This is a genomic window from Flavobacterium soyae (assembly GCF_021245985.1).
Lineage (GTDB): Bacteria > Bacteroidota > Bacteroidia > Flavobacteriales > Flavobacteriaceae > Flavobacterium > Flavobacterium soyae.
In genome coordinates, this window is sequence record NZ_JAJQXA010000020.1 from 67877 (window position 1) to 84528 (window position 16652).

A 16652-nucleotide genomic window follows, 5' to 3' on the forward strand; every position below is an offset into this window, starting at 1 on the left:
TTTAAAAATAGAAAAAGACTAAGCAACCCAGGTTTCTTCAACTTCATCAATAATCCATTTATTATTGACTTTTTTAATATAAATTCTAAATCCTTGTCCGCAACGGTCACCACAAGCAAAGCCATCATCTAAAATTCCAAATTTTTTATCCTTGTCAAATTGTATTCTGGAAAAGAAAACTGCTCCGGAAAAAACAAAATCGTATTTGGCTAACCAAATCAGACCTCTTTCTTTTGGAAATTGAGAAATATTTCTGAGTTCAAATTTATTGTTGAGTTTTATGTTTTTAAAATCAAAAACGTATTCACTTTCTTTTTTTTCTTTTGATATATAAATTTTAGCGTTTTTAAAGTGTTTTTGGAAATCTTCTCTTAGATCTTGACTGTTATCTTTTAGTAATGGATCAAAAGCAACAATAATTTTCGAAGTATCTTTTTTAATTTTTTCTGTATTGATTTTCCATTCTAGTAATTTTCGCTTTTGTTCTTCCGTAGCTTTTGTACTATCAACTCCAATATAATGACCTGTTTTATCATATATTGATTCTCCATATTTGGGTGGGAAATTTGTAAAGAGTCTTATATCTATGCATGTTGAATCGATTAAACTTGGAAAAATTTCAGTCATTACATTTTTCTCAAATTCTAAATCTGTGATTTTCTTTTCACAACTAGAAAAAAGGATAATTACTATTAGCAATGCTAAGTTTAAAAGTTTCTTCATATATCAAATATAGCAATTTAAAAAGCAAAAAAAAGTTTAAGGAAAACCAAAAAAAATACCCTTTTCCAAAACTGAAAAAGGGTAAATTAAAAATGTATATTTTAGAAAATTAGATTAAATAGCTTTGTATTTTTTAATCTTAACCAACAAATTTTGTTTCGCCACTATTAATGTCAATTTCTACAAAATTATGTTTTCCGATAACGATAAGCAGTTTGTCTGCATTATATCCTACATATCTTATTTCAGGTTCTCCTTTTTTTGGTTTTCCGCAAACAGAAATTACATTGGTCTGCCATTTCAATTTGCTTCTTTTGTAGGCAGATATTGTTTGCAGGTCATTTTCAACATAATAAATAATGTTGTCTTTTTTAATTCCTCTTTTTGGTGTTTTTGCAAAGTTTATTTCTGAGTTTTTTGAAATTAAGGCATCATTATATTTTTGAGCGATGCCTGTTTGAGCTGCAATAAAAGTTAACATTGATAATTTTAGAAATTGTTTCATTGGGGATAGAATTTGGGGTTCGTAATCGATTCAAATATAAATAATTAAACGAGATATACTAAGTTTTTTGTAAATAAAAAAAATACCCTTTTCCGAAATAGGAAAAGGGTAAAATATATAAGTTGATTTTGAAGAAAAATTATTTTTTCCAGCTAAAAATTCTTGGATTTACAGAAATCATTAACCAAGCCCAATTGTTGGTATGGCTGGCATCTCCGCCTTTAACAAATTCCAAAGTTTTAGAACCAAACATTTGAGAGTAACCTCCTGAAACTGTAATGTCTTTTTTGAAGTTATATCCAAAAGTTGCGTCAATCTCAGTTCCTAAATATGATTCAAGTTTTTCATTTGCAGGTGTAACAACATCAGCAGCTGATAGGAATACGTGCGGAATCAAAGCAAACTGCCATTTGTTTACATTGTAATTTAATTTGATAAATGCATCTTGTAAACCTACACTGTTTAAGTAATTTCCAACATAAAAATAATCCATATAACCGTTAAAACCGTGGTTGGTACCAAAAATTGGGTTGAACGATTTAATAACAGTACTTGCGTCATTTGTATCTTTTCCTGAAAGGAATTCATATCCTAAACCAGCTTTAAAAGATTCTGTTATTTGGTATCCAAAATTGGCCGCTGCATTCCACGCGCTCACTTGCAAATCTGTGCTTTTCCCAGTTTGTCCGTATGCCCAAAAATTAGTATCAATTTTACCTTTTTTATAAGTTAGATAAGGTCCAAAAGTTTGTTTGTAATCTACCAATAGTTTGGTAGAAGGGGCAGGATCAGGAGCATATTCGTAACCAGTATTTAGTAATAAGAAACTCAAACCAAAAGCTTCGTTAAATTGATTGTGATACCACACATATTGTAGAGTTTTATAACTGGCAACAGTATAAGGTGTCTGAACCACATTTTCGGCAGTTGAGTTATAAGCTCCCCCGAAATCTAATTTTTGTTTTTCGGTTTGATACGAAATTGTAAGTGCATCATGGCTTTGTGCCTGTTGTCCCCAATCTTGTTCTCCTAAAATACGCTGATTATCATAAGAAAGTACCTGGCGTCCCATTCTGGCACTCCATTTTTCAGTAAAATTATATTGCGCCCAGGCTTCAAAAACAGCTACTCCATTTTTATCTGCGGTAGCTGCAGGAACAACATCTCCCCAGGTTCTGGTGTTTTGCAGAGTTAATTTTACAGTTAAATCTTCTTGTTTATAATTGAAATTTAAACGAGAACGCTGCGAGATTTGTGACGTCCCCTTCTGGCCTTCCGGCAGAAGTTGTTTATATCCGTTTCGGTATTCAAAACGAGGTCTTATTTGTAAATTTACGTCTAATTCTTGTGCTTGCAGAGCCGCGCCAGTACCAAAAAGTAACAGAGCAATTAATTTTATTTTTTTCATAAAACTGGTATCTTTATTTTGATACCGTAAAATTATAAGAAAATTAAGCCTTTATGAATGATAAAAGTCATTATTTTTCAATTTAATTGGTTTACAGGTACAAGCTGTTGCTTTTCAATTGTTTTTACTGGTACAGGTTGTTTTTTGCTGGCGCTTTTGGTAATTGCATAGTGCATCCAGACCAAACATCCGATTGAAAAAAGCAGAATAAAAATCCATGAACTTGACCAGATTCCGGTTGCAGTTAATAAATACCCAAAGATAATAGGCCCAAAGAAACCGCCCAAGCCTCCAATCATTCCAACCATTCCGCCAACAACACCAACTTCATTTGGGAAATATTCCGGGATATGTTTGTAGACTGCAGCTTTTCCAATTCCCCATGAAATTCCAATTAGGATTACCAAAACAAGGAATACCCACATATTGGCATCAAACTTAATAACTGTAATTCCTTTAGCCAGAAGTTCTTTTTTCTTTACACTTTGGTTTTCTGCAACTACAACTTGCTGCCATGACGTAGAAGTTGGAAAAATAGCATTTTCAGTATTATTTTCTTTTTTTTGTGCGACCGCAAAATCTGTTTCACCAATCTTAATATTGTCGTTGGTAACAGCTGTAATAGTTCCTTTTTTGGTTGCCAAAACTCCTGGTCCAGCAGTTGTAATTTCCATTTTCGGGACAGCTAATAAAGCACTTAAAATTACCGATGAGCCTAATACCCAATACATCACTTTTCGTGCACCAAATTTATCCGATAAATAACCTCCAAAGGCTCTAATTACACCAGAAGGAAGACTGAACATAGTAGCAAACAAACCGCCCATAACTAAACTGGTTTGATAAACGTTCATGAAATTTGGCAATAACCATTGTGAATAGGCTACAAAACAGCCAAAAACTAAAAAGTAATAGGCTCCAAAACGCCAAACTCGTGTCGATTTTAACGGAACCAGCATTTGAGAAATAGTTTTAGTATTGCTTTGTGCTTTTTTATTTTCAGTGAAAATCAAAAAAGCGATTCCAATTACGACTAAAGAAACTGCATAAATAACAGGAAGTATTTTCCAGCCGTTTTGCGGATCATTAATTGAAAAATGATTTAATAGTGAAGGAGCTAAAAATGTTGTAATAGCTGCGCCGGCATTTCCCATTCCGAAAATTCCCAGAGCGCGTCCCTGCCATTCTTTTGGATACCAAATAGATGTATAACCAATTCCGACTGCAAAACTAGTTCCTACCATTCCGAAGAAAAAGCTTAGTAAGGCAAACATAAAAAAGCTGTCGGCATAGGGAAGGAGAAACAACGGAATCGAACTGAGAAGCAGTAAAAGTGAAAAAACGTATTTTCCTCCAAATTTATCTGTCAGGATTCCTATAGGAAGACGCATAATAGATCCTGTTAGAATTGGAATACCAAGAAGCCATCCTACCTGAACAACGCTCCAGTGAAAAATTCCGTTATCAACCAGAAAGGTTACTAAAACCCCGTTTAAAGTCCAGCAGGCAAAACACACAGTAAATGCCAGTGTGTTTAAGAATAATATCTTGTGTGATTGCGATAATGAGCTTGTATTTTTCATAGCACTTATATTTTTTTTGTAAAAATAAGTACTATAACTTAGTAAAAAGATGCGAAAACGCAGTTTTTGAAAAATAATTACGTATTTATACGTATTTTTTAAATTAAAGAATATTCTGCTGCTTTGTTAGAAAGTTCCATTAGGTTTTTTACTTTCAGTTTTTTCATCAGGTTGAAACGATGTACTTCGGCAGTTCGTTTACTAATATCAAGTGCTTCGGCAATTTCTTTGTTTCCTTTTCCGGATAATAAGAGTGTCAGGATTTCTTTCTCTCTTTTTGTAATCATCATTTCGTCGCCTAAGCTTTGTTTAGGTTCTAATGAATTAGAAGGGTTTGTCAATTGACCAATTAAGATAGAAGAAATATCTCCACTAAAATATTTTCCGCCCGCAGCAACGGTATGAAGTGCTTTTAAGAATTCTTCCTTGCTGGAACCTTTTAATAAGTAACCATCGGCGCCGGCTTTTATGGATTTCAATACGTATTCTTCGGATTCGTGCATCGAAAGCATGATGATTTTTATGCTATTATTTTCGCTTCTAAGTTTTTCTACTAGTTCGATGCCGGTTAGATTTGGCATACGAATATCAGCAATAAGTAAATCGGGTTTGCTTTCTGCCACTACGTCAAGAGCATCAGCACCATCAATTGCTTCACCTACAACCTCAATGTTTGCTTCGTTTTCTAATAGGGATTTGATTCCGTCTCTAACAAAAACATGGTCATCTGCCAGCACTACACGAATGATATTACTCATAGTTTACTTAATTTTATTCTGGATTTTTACGTATATTCATCTATAAAGAAGACGCTAATATACGTAATTTTTTAGATTTTAAATTGTAACATTAAAAATTCTAATGTTAGGAATTCTAAATTACAAAATTGTACTTAGTATTGTCAGGCTGAGCGAAGTCGAAGCCCTGCAAAGATTGTCGATTAAGATTGCTCGGGCTTCGACTTCGCTCAGTCTGACAAGATTGTGTTTAACTTTGTTAAAGTTCTCAAAACTTTGACAAAGTTTGTTTTTTAATTGCTTCCAGCTTTAGCTGGAGGCTTTTATAGATAAAAGAAAGGCTTTAGCCAAATTTGTAAGTTTGGCTAAAGCCTTTTTGATGCTTTTTTGTATACCTTCAGCTAAAGCTGGAGGCAATTGATTTTATTTGATTTTTAATTGTGGATTTACTTTGTGCGGGCTTCGACTTCGCTCAGCCTGATAAGATCGTGGTCAACTTTGACAAAGTTTTCTAAGCGTAAAGTATTTGGAATTTGGAATTAAAAAAAATGGAATTTCTACTTAAGTATCGGAATATTAAAAGTAATCCTTGTGCCTTCGCCGGGAATTGAGTTGATGAAAACGCGGCCGTTAATGTATTGAATTCTTTCTTTCATAAACAATAATCCCATGCCTGATTCGCTGTTTCGTTTTTTGTAAACTGAGTTAATGTTGAAACCTTTTCCATTATCATCAATAATAACGCTTAAAAGTGTCTCACTATGCGAAAGCTGTACGATAATATGCGTTGATTCTGCATATTTTATGGCATTGTTGATGGCTTCCTGTGTAAGTCGATATATATTGATTTCGATTAAAGAATCTAAACGCTGGTCAAAATTGGTTTTGTTGTAAAACAGAATTTCTTTTCCGGTAAGTTTAGAAAGCTCTTGTGTTAATTTAGAAAGAGATGAAACGATTCCGTGATCGCTTAACTCCGGGGGCATTAAATTGAAAGTTGCCGTGCGGACACCTTTTATAATATCAAGTGATAATTTTTTAAGGTATTCTATTTTTTGAGCAGCTTTTTCTTTGTCTTCTAAATTGATACTTTCCAGACTAAATTTTAAACCGGTAAGCATTTGACCAATTCCGTCGTGAATTTCTTTGGCGATTCGGTTTTGTTCGTTTTCCTGATTTTCAACAATTTTGCTTGAAATAATCTTTTGCTGATTGATTTTTTCAGTGATGTTTTCAAGATTTAAACGCTCGACTTCGCGCTGTGCTTTTTTACGTTCGGTAATGTTGAAACAAACAATCAAAAGTTCTAATTCGTCTTTTTTAATTGTTACGGGAACCATTGATAAATCCAGCCAGATGGTTTGATCCTCTTTATTTAAAATTTTGATTTCGCCCTGCCAGCCGCTTCTTTGTTTTTCAAAAATAAGACGGTCAATATTGATTTGTTCTTTTTCGTCAATCGTTAAAACTTCTGAGAATTTTTTGTTTGATGAAAATTTGGTGTAGTTTAAAAGTTTGGCAAATTTTTCTCCAATATGAATAATCGAACCATCAGGCGCAATTCGGCAATAGAGTAATGTATTTTCCATTGCATAATTGAGCGACTTTAATTCTTTAACCGAATTTTCTTTGATTTCGCTGATGATTTCTGTGTCGTAAGCCAGTTTTAAAGCCTTTTTTTCCGAAGATAAAAGTTTGGCTATTAATCTTTCGATTTTCTTATTTGTGGGTTTAAAAATGAAGAAAAACTCTAAAAGCAGTACCAATAGGGTGAAGCCAAAAATCCAAAATTCTATTTTACGCTGTTCAGTTACTTTTTCGTGTGCTTCAAGATCGTATTGTGTAACGATTTGATTCATTTTTGAAAGAAAGGAACCTTCGTTTTCTAGAATTACCTGTACAAGTTTTTGATTTTCTTCGGATTGTTTTTTCTGTTTTAAATTCAATAAAAACAAATTAGTAGTCTCCGCGATTTTATTGAAAATCGGATTGATTTCGAGATATAATTTATGGAGTGTTTCGCTTTTTTCTTTTGGAAAAGCTAAACTGTCACTGCCGTTTTTGAGTGCATTTTGGCTTTTTTTCCAAAGAGATAAAACATTTTGTAAATGTGAGGTTTGTTTAGAAGAAACGGTATCAGAAACGTAATGCAGAATTAGAACTTCTTTTACAATTTTCTGACTGAGCATTCTCTGCCTTCCCGAAAAATTGATGATTTTAGAATCGCTTAACTGCTGATTCAGATTGTACTGAACCAAAGCCTGGCTGATAATTATGGTTAAGGCAATAGTAAGAAGCGCAAAAAAATACAGACGGCGTAAATTTTTGAATGTGATTTTATCTGCAGCTTCCTGATTGCTTTTCTTCATATAATCAGTTTACAATCCTAAAGAAGCTTTTATCAGGTTTAAATTTTCTTCAGAATAATTGATTTTTAAGGCTTCCTGATGTCCTTTGTCAGACATTTTATCCCAGGTTTTTTTGATGATGTTTTTTAGTTTTTCTTCATCGTGTTTATGAACAAAAGGCTCTAAATAATACTCTAAAAACACCAGACAGATAACATCTTCTAATAATTGTGTTTCGTGATCTTTTTTAAGTAATTTTTTCTCTATTAAAAATGAAACACGGTCTATGAAAGTCTGGTTATAACCTGCTTTTACTAAAATTTCGGCAGTAGTTTTTGAGTGAAATTTTTTCAATTCTTCTCTCCATTTCAAATAACCAACACGATCCATAGGAAACGATTCACGTGCTACTTTCCATCGACAGATGTGCTGCGCTTTTGACGCAATCTGAATTTCTTCTGAAGCATTGGGGTCAAACTGCATCAACCTTTCGTACATCCTGTTTGAATACAATAATTCTTTTGGATATTCTTTGTTTTGATCGATGTCGATATTTGGATCTTGTGCGTTTTCGGCATCAATCCATTCGCTGGCTTTTTGAAAAGGTGTACTCATTTTTTTGAAGATAATAGATTTCAAAGATACGGAATTAAGTTTTTTTCGCCGCGAATTTCACGAATTAGCACGAATTATTATTTTATTTTTTGCCGCAGATTAGAAGATTTTCACAGATTTAATCCTAAAAATCCTTTAATCTGTGGCAATAAATCAATTATTTCTATTGTTTTTGTTATTTGGATTTCAAAGATATTGAATTGGGTTTTTTCGCTGCGAATTTCACGAATTCCATTAATTTAATTCGTGTTAATTCGTGGCAAAATAATTTTAATCTGTGAATCCCAATAGTTATCGGGAGTGGCTTTTAAACTAATCTATAAATCCAACAAACACTTCGTTTTCAATGATCTTAATTGGGTATGTTGCAATTTTATAATCGTCGCCATTTAAGTTAGAACCATCTACTAATGAAAATGTTTTTTTATGCATAGGACAGGCAATTTTTGGAATATCATCTGCAGATCCTGTCATTCCTCTTGATAGTACCATTTCCATTTTATGCGGACATGCATTTTGGCAGGCGTACCACTCGTTACGACGTGTAAAATTAAAAATAGCAATCTGTTTGTTTTTGTATTTAATACAGCCGCCGCGATTGGTCGGGAAATCTTCAACTTTGCCCGCTTTAAACCAAATTGTTGCGTCGTTTGCATGGACTGTTTCGTATTGATTTAAGATTTCTTCCATTTTAAGTTTGTTTTGATTTCCTGTTTCTTAGCCCTCTTTTTACAATCAAGAGAGTTTTGATGGCGCAGTAAAAAAGAGGGTAAGAAGGACAGCAAACGTTATTGATATTTTTTTGTTTTTTTTTGGAGCTTATTTTTGTTTTTTGAAACACATAGAGACATAGACTTAATAGTTGAAAAAAGAATTGTCAAAAGAAAATCATTTCTGCTTATTTTAGAGAAGTGAAAAACGTTTTTGGAGTTGTAAAATCTATGTCTCTATGTGTTTAAAAATTATATTTTTAGTTTATGACCAGGCTTTTGGCGCTTTTTGATCTCTTAACGGAACAAAAACTGCATTATCGTCTTTATCGTCTGAGTTTACAAAATGATTAAAGCGTTTTAATAATCTTGGTTTTTCTAATACCTGTTTCCATTCGCATTCAAAAGTATTTACCAGAGTCTGCATTTCGGCTTCAAGCGTTTCGCAGATTCCTAAACTGTCTTCGATAATAACTTGCTTTAAATACTCTAGACCGCCGTCTAATTTTTCTAACCATGTTGAAGTTCGAACCAGCGGGCCGGCTGTGCGGATGTAATACATTAAGAATCTGTCCATGTATTTAATAACTGTTTCTTTGTCAATTTTTTCGGCTAATAAAACAGCATGTTTTGGGTTTGCACCGCCATTTCCGGCAATGTATAAATTCCAGCCGCCTTCAACAGCAATTAATCCGAAATCTTTTCCTCGGGCTTCGGCACATTCGCGAATGCAGGCCGAAACACCGCCTTTTAATTTATGTGGAGAACGAATCCCTTTATATCTGTTTTCAAGTTCGATAGCAAATCCGGCACTGTCGTCCATTCCGTAACGACACCAGGCGTTTCCAACACAGCTTTTTACGGCACGAAGCGATTTTCCGTATGCGTGACCGCTTTCAAAACCGTTATCGATTAAGATTTTCCATATTTTAGGGAGATCGCTTAAATGAGCTCCAAATAAATCAACTCTTTGAGCACCAGTGATTTTAGTGTATAAATCGAATTGTTTCGCAACTTCGCCAATTACAATTAATTTCTCGGCAGTAATTTCTCCTCCGGCAACTCTTGGAACTACAGAATAGGTTCCGTTTCGTTGAATATTAGCCAAAAATCTGTCGTTTGTATCTTGTGTAGTGATGTGTTTGTTTGCCGTATCGTTGTAAATACTAGAGAAAATAGAAGCTACAACGGGTTTACACACTTCGCAGCCATCGCCTTTTCCGTGATGATCTAAAACATCGTAAAAATTTTCATATTTATTGATTTTTACCAAATCGAATAATTCCTGACGAGTGTAGTTAAAATGTTCACAGATAACTTCTTTAACTTCTTTTCCAAGTGATTTTTGAGCCGCTTTTACCAAATCTGAAACCATTGGTTTACAGCCGCCGCAGCCAGAAGTCGCTTTCGTTGCTTTCACAACATCTGAAAGACTAGCACAGCTTTCATCTAAAATTTTACAGCAGATAGCACCTTTGGTAACATTTTCGCAAGAACAGATTACGGCAGTTTCCGGCAAATCCATTACGCTTCCTAAGCTTGAACCTTCAGAACCGTCTCTTGAACCTAAAATCAAATCTTCCGGATTTTTAGGCAAAGCCATTGCATTGTTGTAAATCTGGAAAAGTGAATTGTAATCGCTTGAATCTCCAACCAGAATTCCGCCTAATAATGTTTTAGAATCTTTAGTAACGTTGATTCTTTTGTAAACTCCGTTTAATTTATTCTCATAAATAATGGCAGTTACGTTATCATTTTCGATAAAAGGATCACCAAAACTCGCAACTTCGACACCAATTAATTTTAATTGTGTCGACATATCGATGGTTTCTCTCATGGTTTTAGTACCATTTAAGATTTGCTCGGCAGCAACATCAGCCATTTCGTAACCTGGAGCAACAAGTCCGTAAATGTTTTGATTGTAAAGTGCTGCTTCTCCAATAGCATAAATAGAAGGATCTGATGTCTGCATTTGATTGTTTACCACAATTCCGCCTCGTAATCCAACTTCAAGTCCTGAAACTCTTGCCAGTTCGTCGCGAGGTTTAATTCCGGCAGATATAACCAACATGTCTACTTTTAACAATTCCTCGTCAGCAAACATCATTCCCGTTATGCTTTCTTTTCCATCGATATATTGTGTTGCTTTGTTAAGATGAATACCGATATTTAATTCTTCAATTTTAGCTTGTAACATATCGCTTGCGCCTTTGTCTAATTGTCTCGGCATCAAACGGGGTGCAAACTCTACAACATGCGGATTCAATCCTAAATCTCTAACGGCTTTTGCTGCTTCAAGACCTAATAATCCTCCGCCAAGAACAGCGGCTTCGGTTGCACCATTTTGCTTTATCTTTTTGGCATAAGCCATAATTGCATCTAAGTCTTCGATGGTTCTGTATACAAAAACACCCTCTTTTTCGACTCCGTCAATTGGAGGAACAAATGCTGATGAACCTGTTGCCAAAACTAAGTAATCGTACGTATGCGTTTTTTCTAAATGGGTATGTATTGTTTTTTCTGTGCGATTAATATCTGTAATCAATTCAGATGTATTGAGAATAATATTGTTTTCGGCGTACCATTCGGTTGTTGATAATGACAAATCATCGGCCGTTTTACCTCCAAAGTATTCACTTAAATGAACACGGTCGTAAGCGCGTCTTGGTTCTTCACCAAATACAGTAATCTGATACTTTTCCTGTCCTGATTTTGCGATGAACTTTTCGCAAAATTTATAACCAACCATGCCGTTTCCAACTACTATTACTCTAATCATGATTTCTTTAATTAAGTATTACTACGCAAATATAAGTATTTATACTTATAAAAATACGTATTGCTGTTAATTTTTATGATATAGGCTTAAAAAATAATTACGTATTTTATCGTAATCTTTTACGCAGTATGGGTTTTTAAAGGATTAACGGTGTTATAAAAATTTTAAATTTGAAAAGATTCTAAATAAGGATTTCAAAAAAATGTCGTAAATTCATAAGAATTTTACAGGTGTTTTGGTAAAACAGCACTTTTTAAATAAAATCATTATGAAAAAAATAATATCACTTTTGCTTTTACTATCGTTAATGATTGGTTGTAAATCGACTGCGGGCAAAAATTCTGATACAAAAGAGGTAACACAGACAGCTGTTATAGAAGAAGATATGAATGTCTATTTTAAAGCAACCGGAAACGAACCTTTTTGGGGAATAAAAATGGGAAATGAGAATTTTGTTTTTACTTCGTTGATTCCAGGAAAAGAAAAACTGATTTTTCCTGCAGTTGAAGCAATAAAGGCTATGGATGCAAATATAAAGATGTACAAAGTAAGCAATGAAACTTCGACAGCGACCATTACAATACAGCAGTTAGATTGCCAGGATTCAATGTCTGGAACAATTTCTCCTTATAAGGTTTCGGTCGAAATTAAAAATAATTCAGAGCTTGAGTTTAAAAAGCTGGGAGGCTGTGGAAAATATAATACTGATTATCGCTTACATGATATTTGGGTTGTGGAAGAACTTAACGGATTCAAGGTTTTTGTTACTGATTTTCAACGGGAACTGCCACGTATCGAAATCAATTCTGCCGAAAACAGATTTATGGGTTATGGAGGCTGTAATGCGATAAGCGGGACAATTTTTTATGAAAAGGATTTACTTCGGTTTTCAAAAGTTATTTCGACTTTAATGGCTTGTGCGCCGGGAAATAAAGAAGGGGATTTTACTAAAGCACTGCAAAGTACAACTACTTATACTATTGAAAATAACAGATTAACGTTGTCAAATTCTTCTGCTAAACTTTTGGTTTTTAGAAAGGTAGATTAAACTTTATAGTTTTAAAAATGTCTTGGAATGGTTTAAAAATAACTTATAGTATATAAGGATGGATTAAAGACGGAATATTTTTGTAAAATAAAACTTATATTATTTATTTTACATGAAAAAGATTTTAATGCTATTTATTGCTGTATCACTAGTTTACAGCTGCAAATCAAGTAAAACTGCAAATTCAACAGTCGCTGCTAACGAAAACTCAATTGAAAAGAAATTACAGCAAACCTGGGTTTTAGAGAATTTAAACGGAAAAGTAATTACTGAAAAAGATTTTTCAAGTTCTCCAAAAATCGAAATGACTTCATCAAGTTTTTCTGGCTCAACAGGATGCAATGGTATTAAAGGAAGCTTGGTATCGAATGGCACAGGAAAACTTCAGTTTCCGAATCTTATATCAGAGACTAAAAAATGTGACGCAAAAAAAGAAAGCGAATTTGTACAATTATTAAGAACGACTTCAGGTTATTCTATTGAAAATAATAAGCTTTATCTTTCTAATCAATTTGGGCTTACAATGTCTTTTAAAAAAGGTTAATTAAATGAAAGGCTTCGAAATTTATCGGAGCCTTTTTTATTTTGTCATTGCAAGGAACGCGAAATGACAAGATTATGTTTAGTTCTCATCAAAAAATAAAAAAAATCCGTGCCCATCCATGTTTTAGCGTAAGCGAATCCGTTTAATCCGCGTGCCATCTCACATTGTTATTCCAACAATTCTTTAGGATCTTCATCGTCATCTTCAACAAAATCAAGCTCTAAAGCTCTTACGGTCTGCACCGCATTTCCAGCAATTCCACGAATTGAGCCGTACATTCCTAAAGTGTTGTGAACCACTTTTTCGATTTGTTTTTCACGTTGCTTCCAGATTCTCTGCATTGCTCTTTTTTCGGCATCAAGATCGCCCTGCATTTGGGTAAAACCTTCTACAATTCCTTCAATCTGTAAACGGAATTCATTGCTGGTTAAAAAATCGTATAACATTGACATTTTATCACCTTTGTTTTCCTGCGCCTGAACAGCCTGACTTATCTGAATTAATGACTGACGCAAAACGGCACTTAAACCTTTGAATTCTTCATACGTACAAATCCAGATTCCATCACGCATTCCCATTCGGTCCATTCCGGCAGGCATTACTTCGGTAACTAAAACACCAATATTGGCTTTTTTAGTTCGAATATCGTTTTTAAATTTTTCGATCCACGCTGGTTGAAAAGCTTTTGTACGTTTACTTTCATAATAAATAGAACCGCAGTTTTGCAATTCTCTAGTATTGACAATTTGAAGGCAGTCGGCACCATTTGCACCTTTTTTAACTTCATCAATACTATCTAACGGAAAATTATTTGCCAGCCATTCCTCGATTGCTAATTCCATTACTTCGCCTTGCAATTGCATAGAACCTTGTTCCTGCTTGCGTTTCATTTCTTCAATCAGCTTTTTTTGATCGTCAGATTGTTTTTGGTATTCTTTGATTTTTAGCTCGTTTTTTTCTTCTTCCTGTTTACGGATTTTATCACGTTCTAAAACTAAAACAGCGTTTAATTGCTTTTGTGCTTCGGCTTCGATTGCTTCTTTCATTTCTAGTTTTTCACGCTGTAATTTTGCAATTTCGCCTTCCATTTTATTTAATTCCCTGATTTTTTCGGATTTTTCAGAGAGTTCTTTTTCCATTAAAAGTAAACGGTCCTTGTTTTCTTCCTCTAATTTGGCTTTTAATTTTTCAGAAATTTCTTTTTCGGCTGTTTTTTTCTCACGTTCTAAACGTTCGGCAAAAAGCTCGTTTTCTTGTTTTTTCTTGGCTTCAAATTCGGCTTTCGCTTTTTCGAGCTGTTCGTTTTTAAGTTCTAATTCTTTATTTTGAATGGTAGCTTTTTGTTGAAATTCTTTACGGATGCTGTCTTCCAATTGATGTTTTAATACATCATTGACATCGATGGGAGTTCCGCAGTTTGGGCACTGAATTGAAGATTGTTCAGCCATTTTTATTGATTTTATTGAGTAGAATTATAATTTGCTAAGGTATTTAAAAGTTCTCTTTTATGATTGTGATTGTTGTGATAAATTGTAACGTTTTTTTAGCCGCGAATCGCACGAATTTATATCATTTTTTTGTTTTTTCTGATTTGAAATTGAATTTCAGGTTGCAATTTAACTGCTTTTTGATAATCGTTTTTATGGATTTCCGTAGTTTTAAAATAATTTGTAAAAATCCACAAGCTTTAGAATGAATTTTGGAAAAACGCAGAGCGAAGCTTTGGGAGCAAGGTTTTTATTTACAGCCACAGATTAAAAAGATTAAAAGGATTTTTTGAATTGTCTCCAGTTTTAGCCGGACGCTATTCAATTTAAATAAAAATTTTGTTCCCGAAACTTTGGGACCGCGCTTTTGTTAAATTAAATGAGGTACAATCCCTACGGGATATTTTTTTAATGGATTTTTTTTCTACCGATATTTTGCTCCTAAAGGAGCATTTTTAGAATTATCTTTCTGCATAATATCCCATAGGTACAAAATATAGGTAGAAAAAAAATATAAGCAGACAGAAAAATGCCCCGTTAGGGGTTATATATAAATTTTAAAAAAAATCATTTTTAAGAAGGTGCCGAAAACTTTGTTCTTAAATTAAAAACTAAATTTGAAGCTCCGTTTTGCTGTAAATAATCTAATTTGTCAACTGCTTCATTAAGAGTAGGAATATGTCCTTTAGGAATCCACCACATTGCGGTGTGTGCCTTTCCGAATTTTTGAAACCATTCTTTTCGGCGTTTTAAAAACTCACTGTGAAACGTTTTGTACATATAATGTTCCAGAGTTTCGATGTTTTCCCAAACAGAAACATTTACAATTATCTGTTCGTCATTGTACGGATTTAGGTTTGTAGCATTGTAACTATCATCTTTTAATCTCCAAACGAAGCCTTCACTGTTTTCGGCTAAAGTGTTTACTAAATCTAAGTTGTCTACAAATTCTTTCATGATAGGATCGTTGATATCGACTCCTTTCATTTTGGCAATATTGATTTCAGCGAGATGATATTTGCTCATACTTAATATGATTAAAGATGAAGCAAGTTAGTTTTTTGAAAGTAAATTATTTTAACTTTTTATAATATTTGTGTTGTTTTATAAACCTGAATTGGAGAAGCAATTAGAGGTTCTGTTTTTGCAATGAAATCCTGTAAGTACGATTGGTTATTGTGTATGTCAAGACCATCCTGATCTTTCCATTCTTCCCAAATGATAAAAACATTTTCAGCAGTATGAAGATCATAACGAACACAAGCAGCTTCTTTTCTGGTTTCTGTCACCAAATGATTCAGCATGCTTTGAACTTGGTTTATGTTTTCTTTTTTGCTTTTTAGAATTGCTGTAATGGATATCATAATTATAAAGTTTTAAAGATTTGTTCTAAATGATTGGTATATTCATACTTAAAGATACTAATATTTTCAGATGTAGCACCTTTTTCAACGTCGTGGAAATGGAAACCGTTTAGTTTTTCCATACCTACAAATTTATTCATTTTATGGAAACCAAACATAACTCCTTCATCTACAGAAGTTTCATTGAAGAATTCTCCCGGAAGTGTAAAAGCTGCAGCAGGCGCATTCCAGCTTGTGGTCAGCATATATTTACGTCCGTGAAGAAGTCCGCCAGTTCCATAGTTAATGTCAGGATTTGTTCTGGTTCTGCCGTCGCTTTTGTAAATCCCTTTGTTGTGTCCGGCAGTGAAAACGTCGTCAATATATTTTTTAAAAAGATTTGGTAATTGAAACCACCAAACCGGTGTGTGATACACTACAACATCTGCCCAAACGAATTTTTCGACTTCTTCATCAAGATCAATTTCTTGTTTGATATCGGTTGTTTTTATTTCGTAATTTTTACTTTTTAAGTATTCGATTGTCCAGTTGGTAACGGTTTCGTTGAATTTTCCGCCTGAATGTGCAAAATTTTGACTTCCGTTGATAATAAATATTTTCTTCATTTTACTTTTTATTCTGATGAATTTGGGTTGCGTGAGGGATAGGAGCGATATTTCCCGATTTAGAAAAACAAGAGGCTGTCTCAAAAGGACAGCTTCTTTTTTTTGGTAAAAACAAGATTGTCCACTAAAAACATTAATTCAGGTTTTTCGGATTCCACTTTCAAGATAATTTTTTATTTCTTGCTGATTTTAGGTA

At 33.8% G+C, this 16652-nt stretch carries 15 protein-coding genes; 2 read left to right on the forward strand and 13 right to left on the reverse strand.

Going from position 1 to position 16652, the window contains the following annotated elements:
• Positions 1–18: 18 nt before the first annotated feature.
• The 9 genes from LUU93_RS19185 to nirB form a co-directional block, all read right to left on the reverse strand.
• Positions 19–723, reverse strand: a complete 705-nt coding sequence (locus LUU93_RS19185) for a hypothetical protein (RefSeq protein WP_232682764.1) — start codon at positions 721–723, stop codon at positions 19–21.
• Between the two features lie 139 nt (positions 724–862).
• On the reverse strand, positions 863–1228 hold the full coding sequence (locus LUU93_RS19190) for a hypothetical protein (protein WP_232682765.1): 366 nt from the start codon (positions 1226–1228) through the stop codon (positions 863–865).
• A 139-nt stretch (positions 1229–1367) separates the two neighbouring features.
• Positions 1368–2636 (reverse strand): alginate export family protein, encoded by a 1269-nt coding sequence (locus LUU93_RS19195; RefSeq protein ID WP_232682766.1) that lies wholly within the window; start codon positions 2634–2636, stop codon positions 1368–1370.
• Between the two features lie 77 nt (positions 2637–2713).
• Positions 2714–4219: an MFS transporter gene (locus LUU93_RS19200; RefSeq protein WP_232682767.1), complete on the reverse strand. Its 1506-nt coding sequence runs from the start codon at positions 4217–4219 to the stop codon at positions 2714–2716.
• A 98-nt stretch (positions 4220–4317) separates the two neighbouring features.
• Entirely contained in the window at positions 4318–4977 is a 660-nt protein-coding gene (locus tag LUU93_RS19205) for a response regulator transcription factor (RefSeq protein ID WP_232682769.1), read from the reverse strand.
• Between the two features lie 536 nt (positions 4978–5513).
• Positions 5514–7325, reverse strand: a complete 1812-nt coding sequence (locus tag LUU93_RS19210) for a PAS domain-containing sensor histidine kinase (RefSeq protein WP_232682770.1) — start codon at positions 7323–7325, stop codon at positions 5514–5516.
• 9 nt (positions 7326–7334) lie between these two features.
• Entirely contained in the window at positions 7335–7919 is a 585-nt protein-coding gene (locus LUU93_RS19215; RefSeq protein ID WP_232682771.1) for a DUF4202 domain-containing protein, read from the reverse strand.
• Positions 7920–8231: 312 nt separating this feature from the next.
• On the reverse strand, positions 8232–8609 hold the full coding sequence (gene nirD / locus LUU93_RS19220; RefSeq protein WP_232682772.1) for a nitrite reductase small subunit NirD: 378 nt from the start codon (positions 8607–8609) through the stop codon (positions 8232–8234).
• Positions 8610–8894: 285 nt separating this feature from the next.
• On the reverse strand, positions 8895–11408 hold the full coding sequence (gene nirB / locus LUU93_RS19225; protein ID WP_232682773.1) for a nitrite reductase large subunit NirB: 2514 nt from the start codon (positions 11406–11408) through the stop codon (positions 8895–8897).
• 268 nt (positions 11409–11676) lie between these two features.
• On the opposite strand from nirB, the gene LUU93_RS19230 reads away from it, so the two are divergent.
• Positions 11677–12456: an META domain-containing protein gene (locus tag LUU93_RS19230; RefSeq protein ID WP_232682774.1), complete on the forward strand. Its 780-nt coding sequence runs from the start codon at positions 11677–11679 to the stop codon at positions 12454–12456.
• A 112-nt stretch (positions 12457–12568) separates the two neighbouring features.
• Positions 12569–13000, forward strand: coding sequence for an META domain-containing protein (locus LUU93_RS19235; RefSeq protein ID WP_232682775.1), 432 nt, complete (start codon positions 12569–12571; stop codon positions 12998–13000).
• Between the two features lie 167 nt (positions 13001–13167).
• Here the strand turns inward: LUU93_RS19235 and LUU93_RS19240 are convergent, their stop codons facing one another.
• The 4 genes from LUU93_RS19240 to LUU93_RS19255 form a co-directional block, all read right to left on the reverse strand.
• Complete coding sequence (locus LUU93_RS19240) at positions 13168–14448, reverse strand: DUF2130 domain-containing protein (protein ID WP_232682776.1); 1281 nt, start codon at positions 14446–14448, stop codon at positions 13168–13170.
• Between the two features lie 612 nt (positions 14449–15060).
• On the reverse strand, positions 15061–15513 hold the full coding sequence (locus LUU93_RS19245; protein ID WP_232682777.1) for a DUF3291 domain-containing protein: 453 nt from the start codon (positions 15511–15513) through the stop codon (positions 15061–15063).
• Between the two features lie 59 nt (positions 15514–15572).
• Positions 15573–15851 (reverse strand): putative quinol monooxygenase, encoded by a 279-nt coding sequence (locus LUU93_RS19250; RefSeq protein WP_232682778.1) that lies wholly within the window; start codon positions 15849–15851, stop codon positions 15573–15575.
• A 2-nt stretch (positions 15852–15853) separates the two neighbouring features.
• Positions 15854–16456: an NAD(P)H-dependent oxidoreductase gene (locus tag LUU93_RS19255; RefSeq protein WP_232682779.1), complete on the reverse strand. Its 603-nt coding sequence runs from the start codon at positions 16454–16456 to the stop codon at positions 15854–15856.
• Between the last annotated feature and the right edge of the window lie 196 nt (positions 16457–16652).

Bases quoted from the DNA above. Each gene is read 5' to 3' on its own strand.
- LUU93_RS19185 (WP_232682764.1), bottom strand. From the start codon at position 723: ATGAAGAAACTTTTAAACTTAGCATTGCTAATAGTAATTATCCTTTTT.
- LUU93_RS19190 (WP_232682765.1), bottom strand. From the start codon at position 1,228: ATGAAACAATTTCTAAAATTATCAATGTTAACTTTTATTGCAGCTCAA.
- LUU93_RS19195 (WP_232682766.1), bottom strand. From the start codon at position 2,636: ATGAAAAAAATAAAATTAATTGCTCTGTTACTTTTTGGTACTGGCGCG.
- LUU93_RS19200 (WP_232682767.1), bottom strand. From the start codon at position 4,219: ATGAAAAATACAAGCTCATTATCGCAATCACACAAGATATTATTCTTA.
- LUU93_RS19205 (WP_232682769.1), bottom strand. From the start codon at position 4,977: ATGAGTAATATCATTCGTGTAGTGCTGGCAGATGACCATGTTTTTGTT.
- LUU93_RS19210 (WP_232682770.1), bottom strand. From the start codon at position 7,325: ATGAAGAAAAGCAATCAGGAAGCTGCAGATAAAATCACATTCAAAAAT.
- LUU93_RS19215 (WP_232682771.1), bottom strand. From the start codon at position 7,919: ATGAGTACACCTTTTCAAAAAGCCAGCGAATGGATTGATGCCGAAAAC.
- nirD (WP_232682772.1), bottom strand. From the start codon at position 8,609: ATGGAAGAAATCTTAAATCAATACGAAACAGTCCATGCAAACGACGCA.
- nirB (WP_232682773.1), bottom strand. From the start codon at position 11,408: ATGATTAGAGTAATAGTAGTTGGAAACGGCATGGTTGGTTATAAATTT.
- LUU93_RS19230 (WP_232682774.1), top strand. From the start codon at position 11,677: ATGAAAAAAATAATATCACTTTTGCTTTTACTATCGTTAATGATTGGT.
- LUU93_RS19235 (WP_232682775.1), top strand. From the start codon at position 12,569: ATGAAAAAGATTTTAATGCTATTTATTGCTGTATCACTAGTTTACAGC.
- LUU93_RS19240 (WP_232682776.1), bottom strand. From the start codon at position 14,448: ATGGCTGAACAATCTTCAATTCAGTGCCCAAACTGCGGAACTCCCATC.
- LUU93_RS19245 (WP_232682777.1), bottom strand. From the start codon at position 15,513: ATGAGCAAATATCATCTCGCTGAAATCAATATTGCCAAAATGAAAGGA.
- LUU93_RS19250 (WP_232682778.1), bottom strand. From the start codon at position 15,851: ATGATATCCATTACAGCAATTCTAAAAAGCAAAAAAGAAAACATAAAC.
- LUU93_RS19255 (WP_232682779.1), bottom strand. From the start codon at position 16,456: ATGAAGAAAATATTTATTATCAACGGAAGTCAAAATTTTGCACATTCA.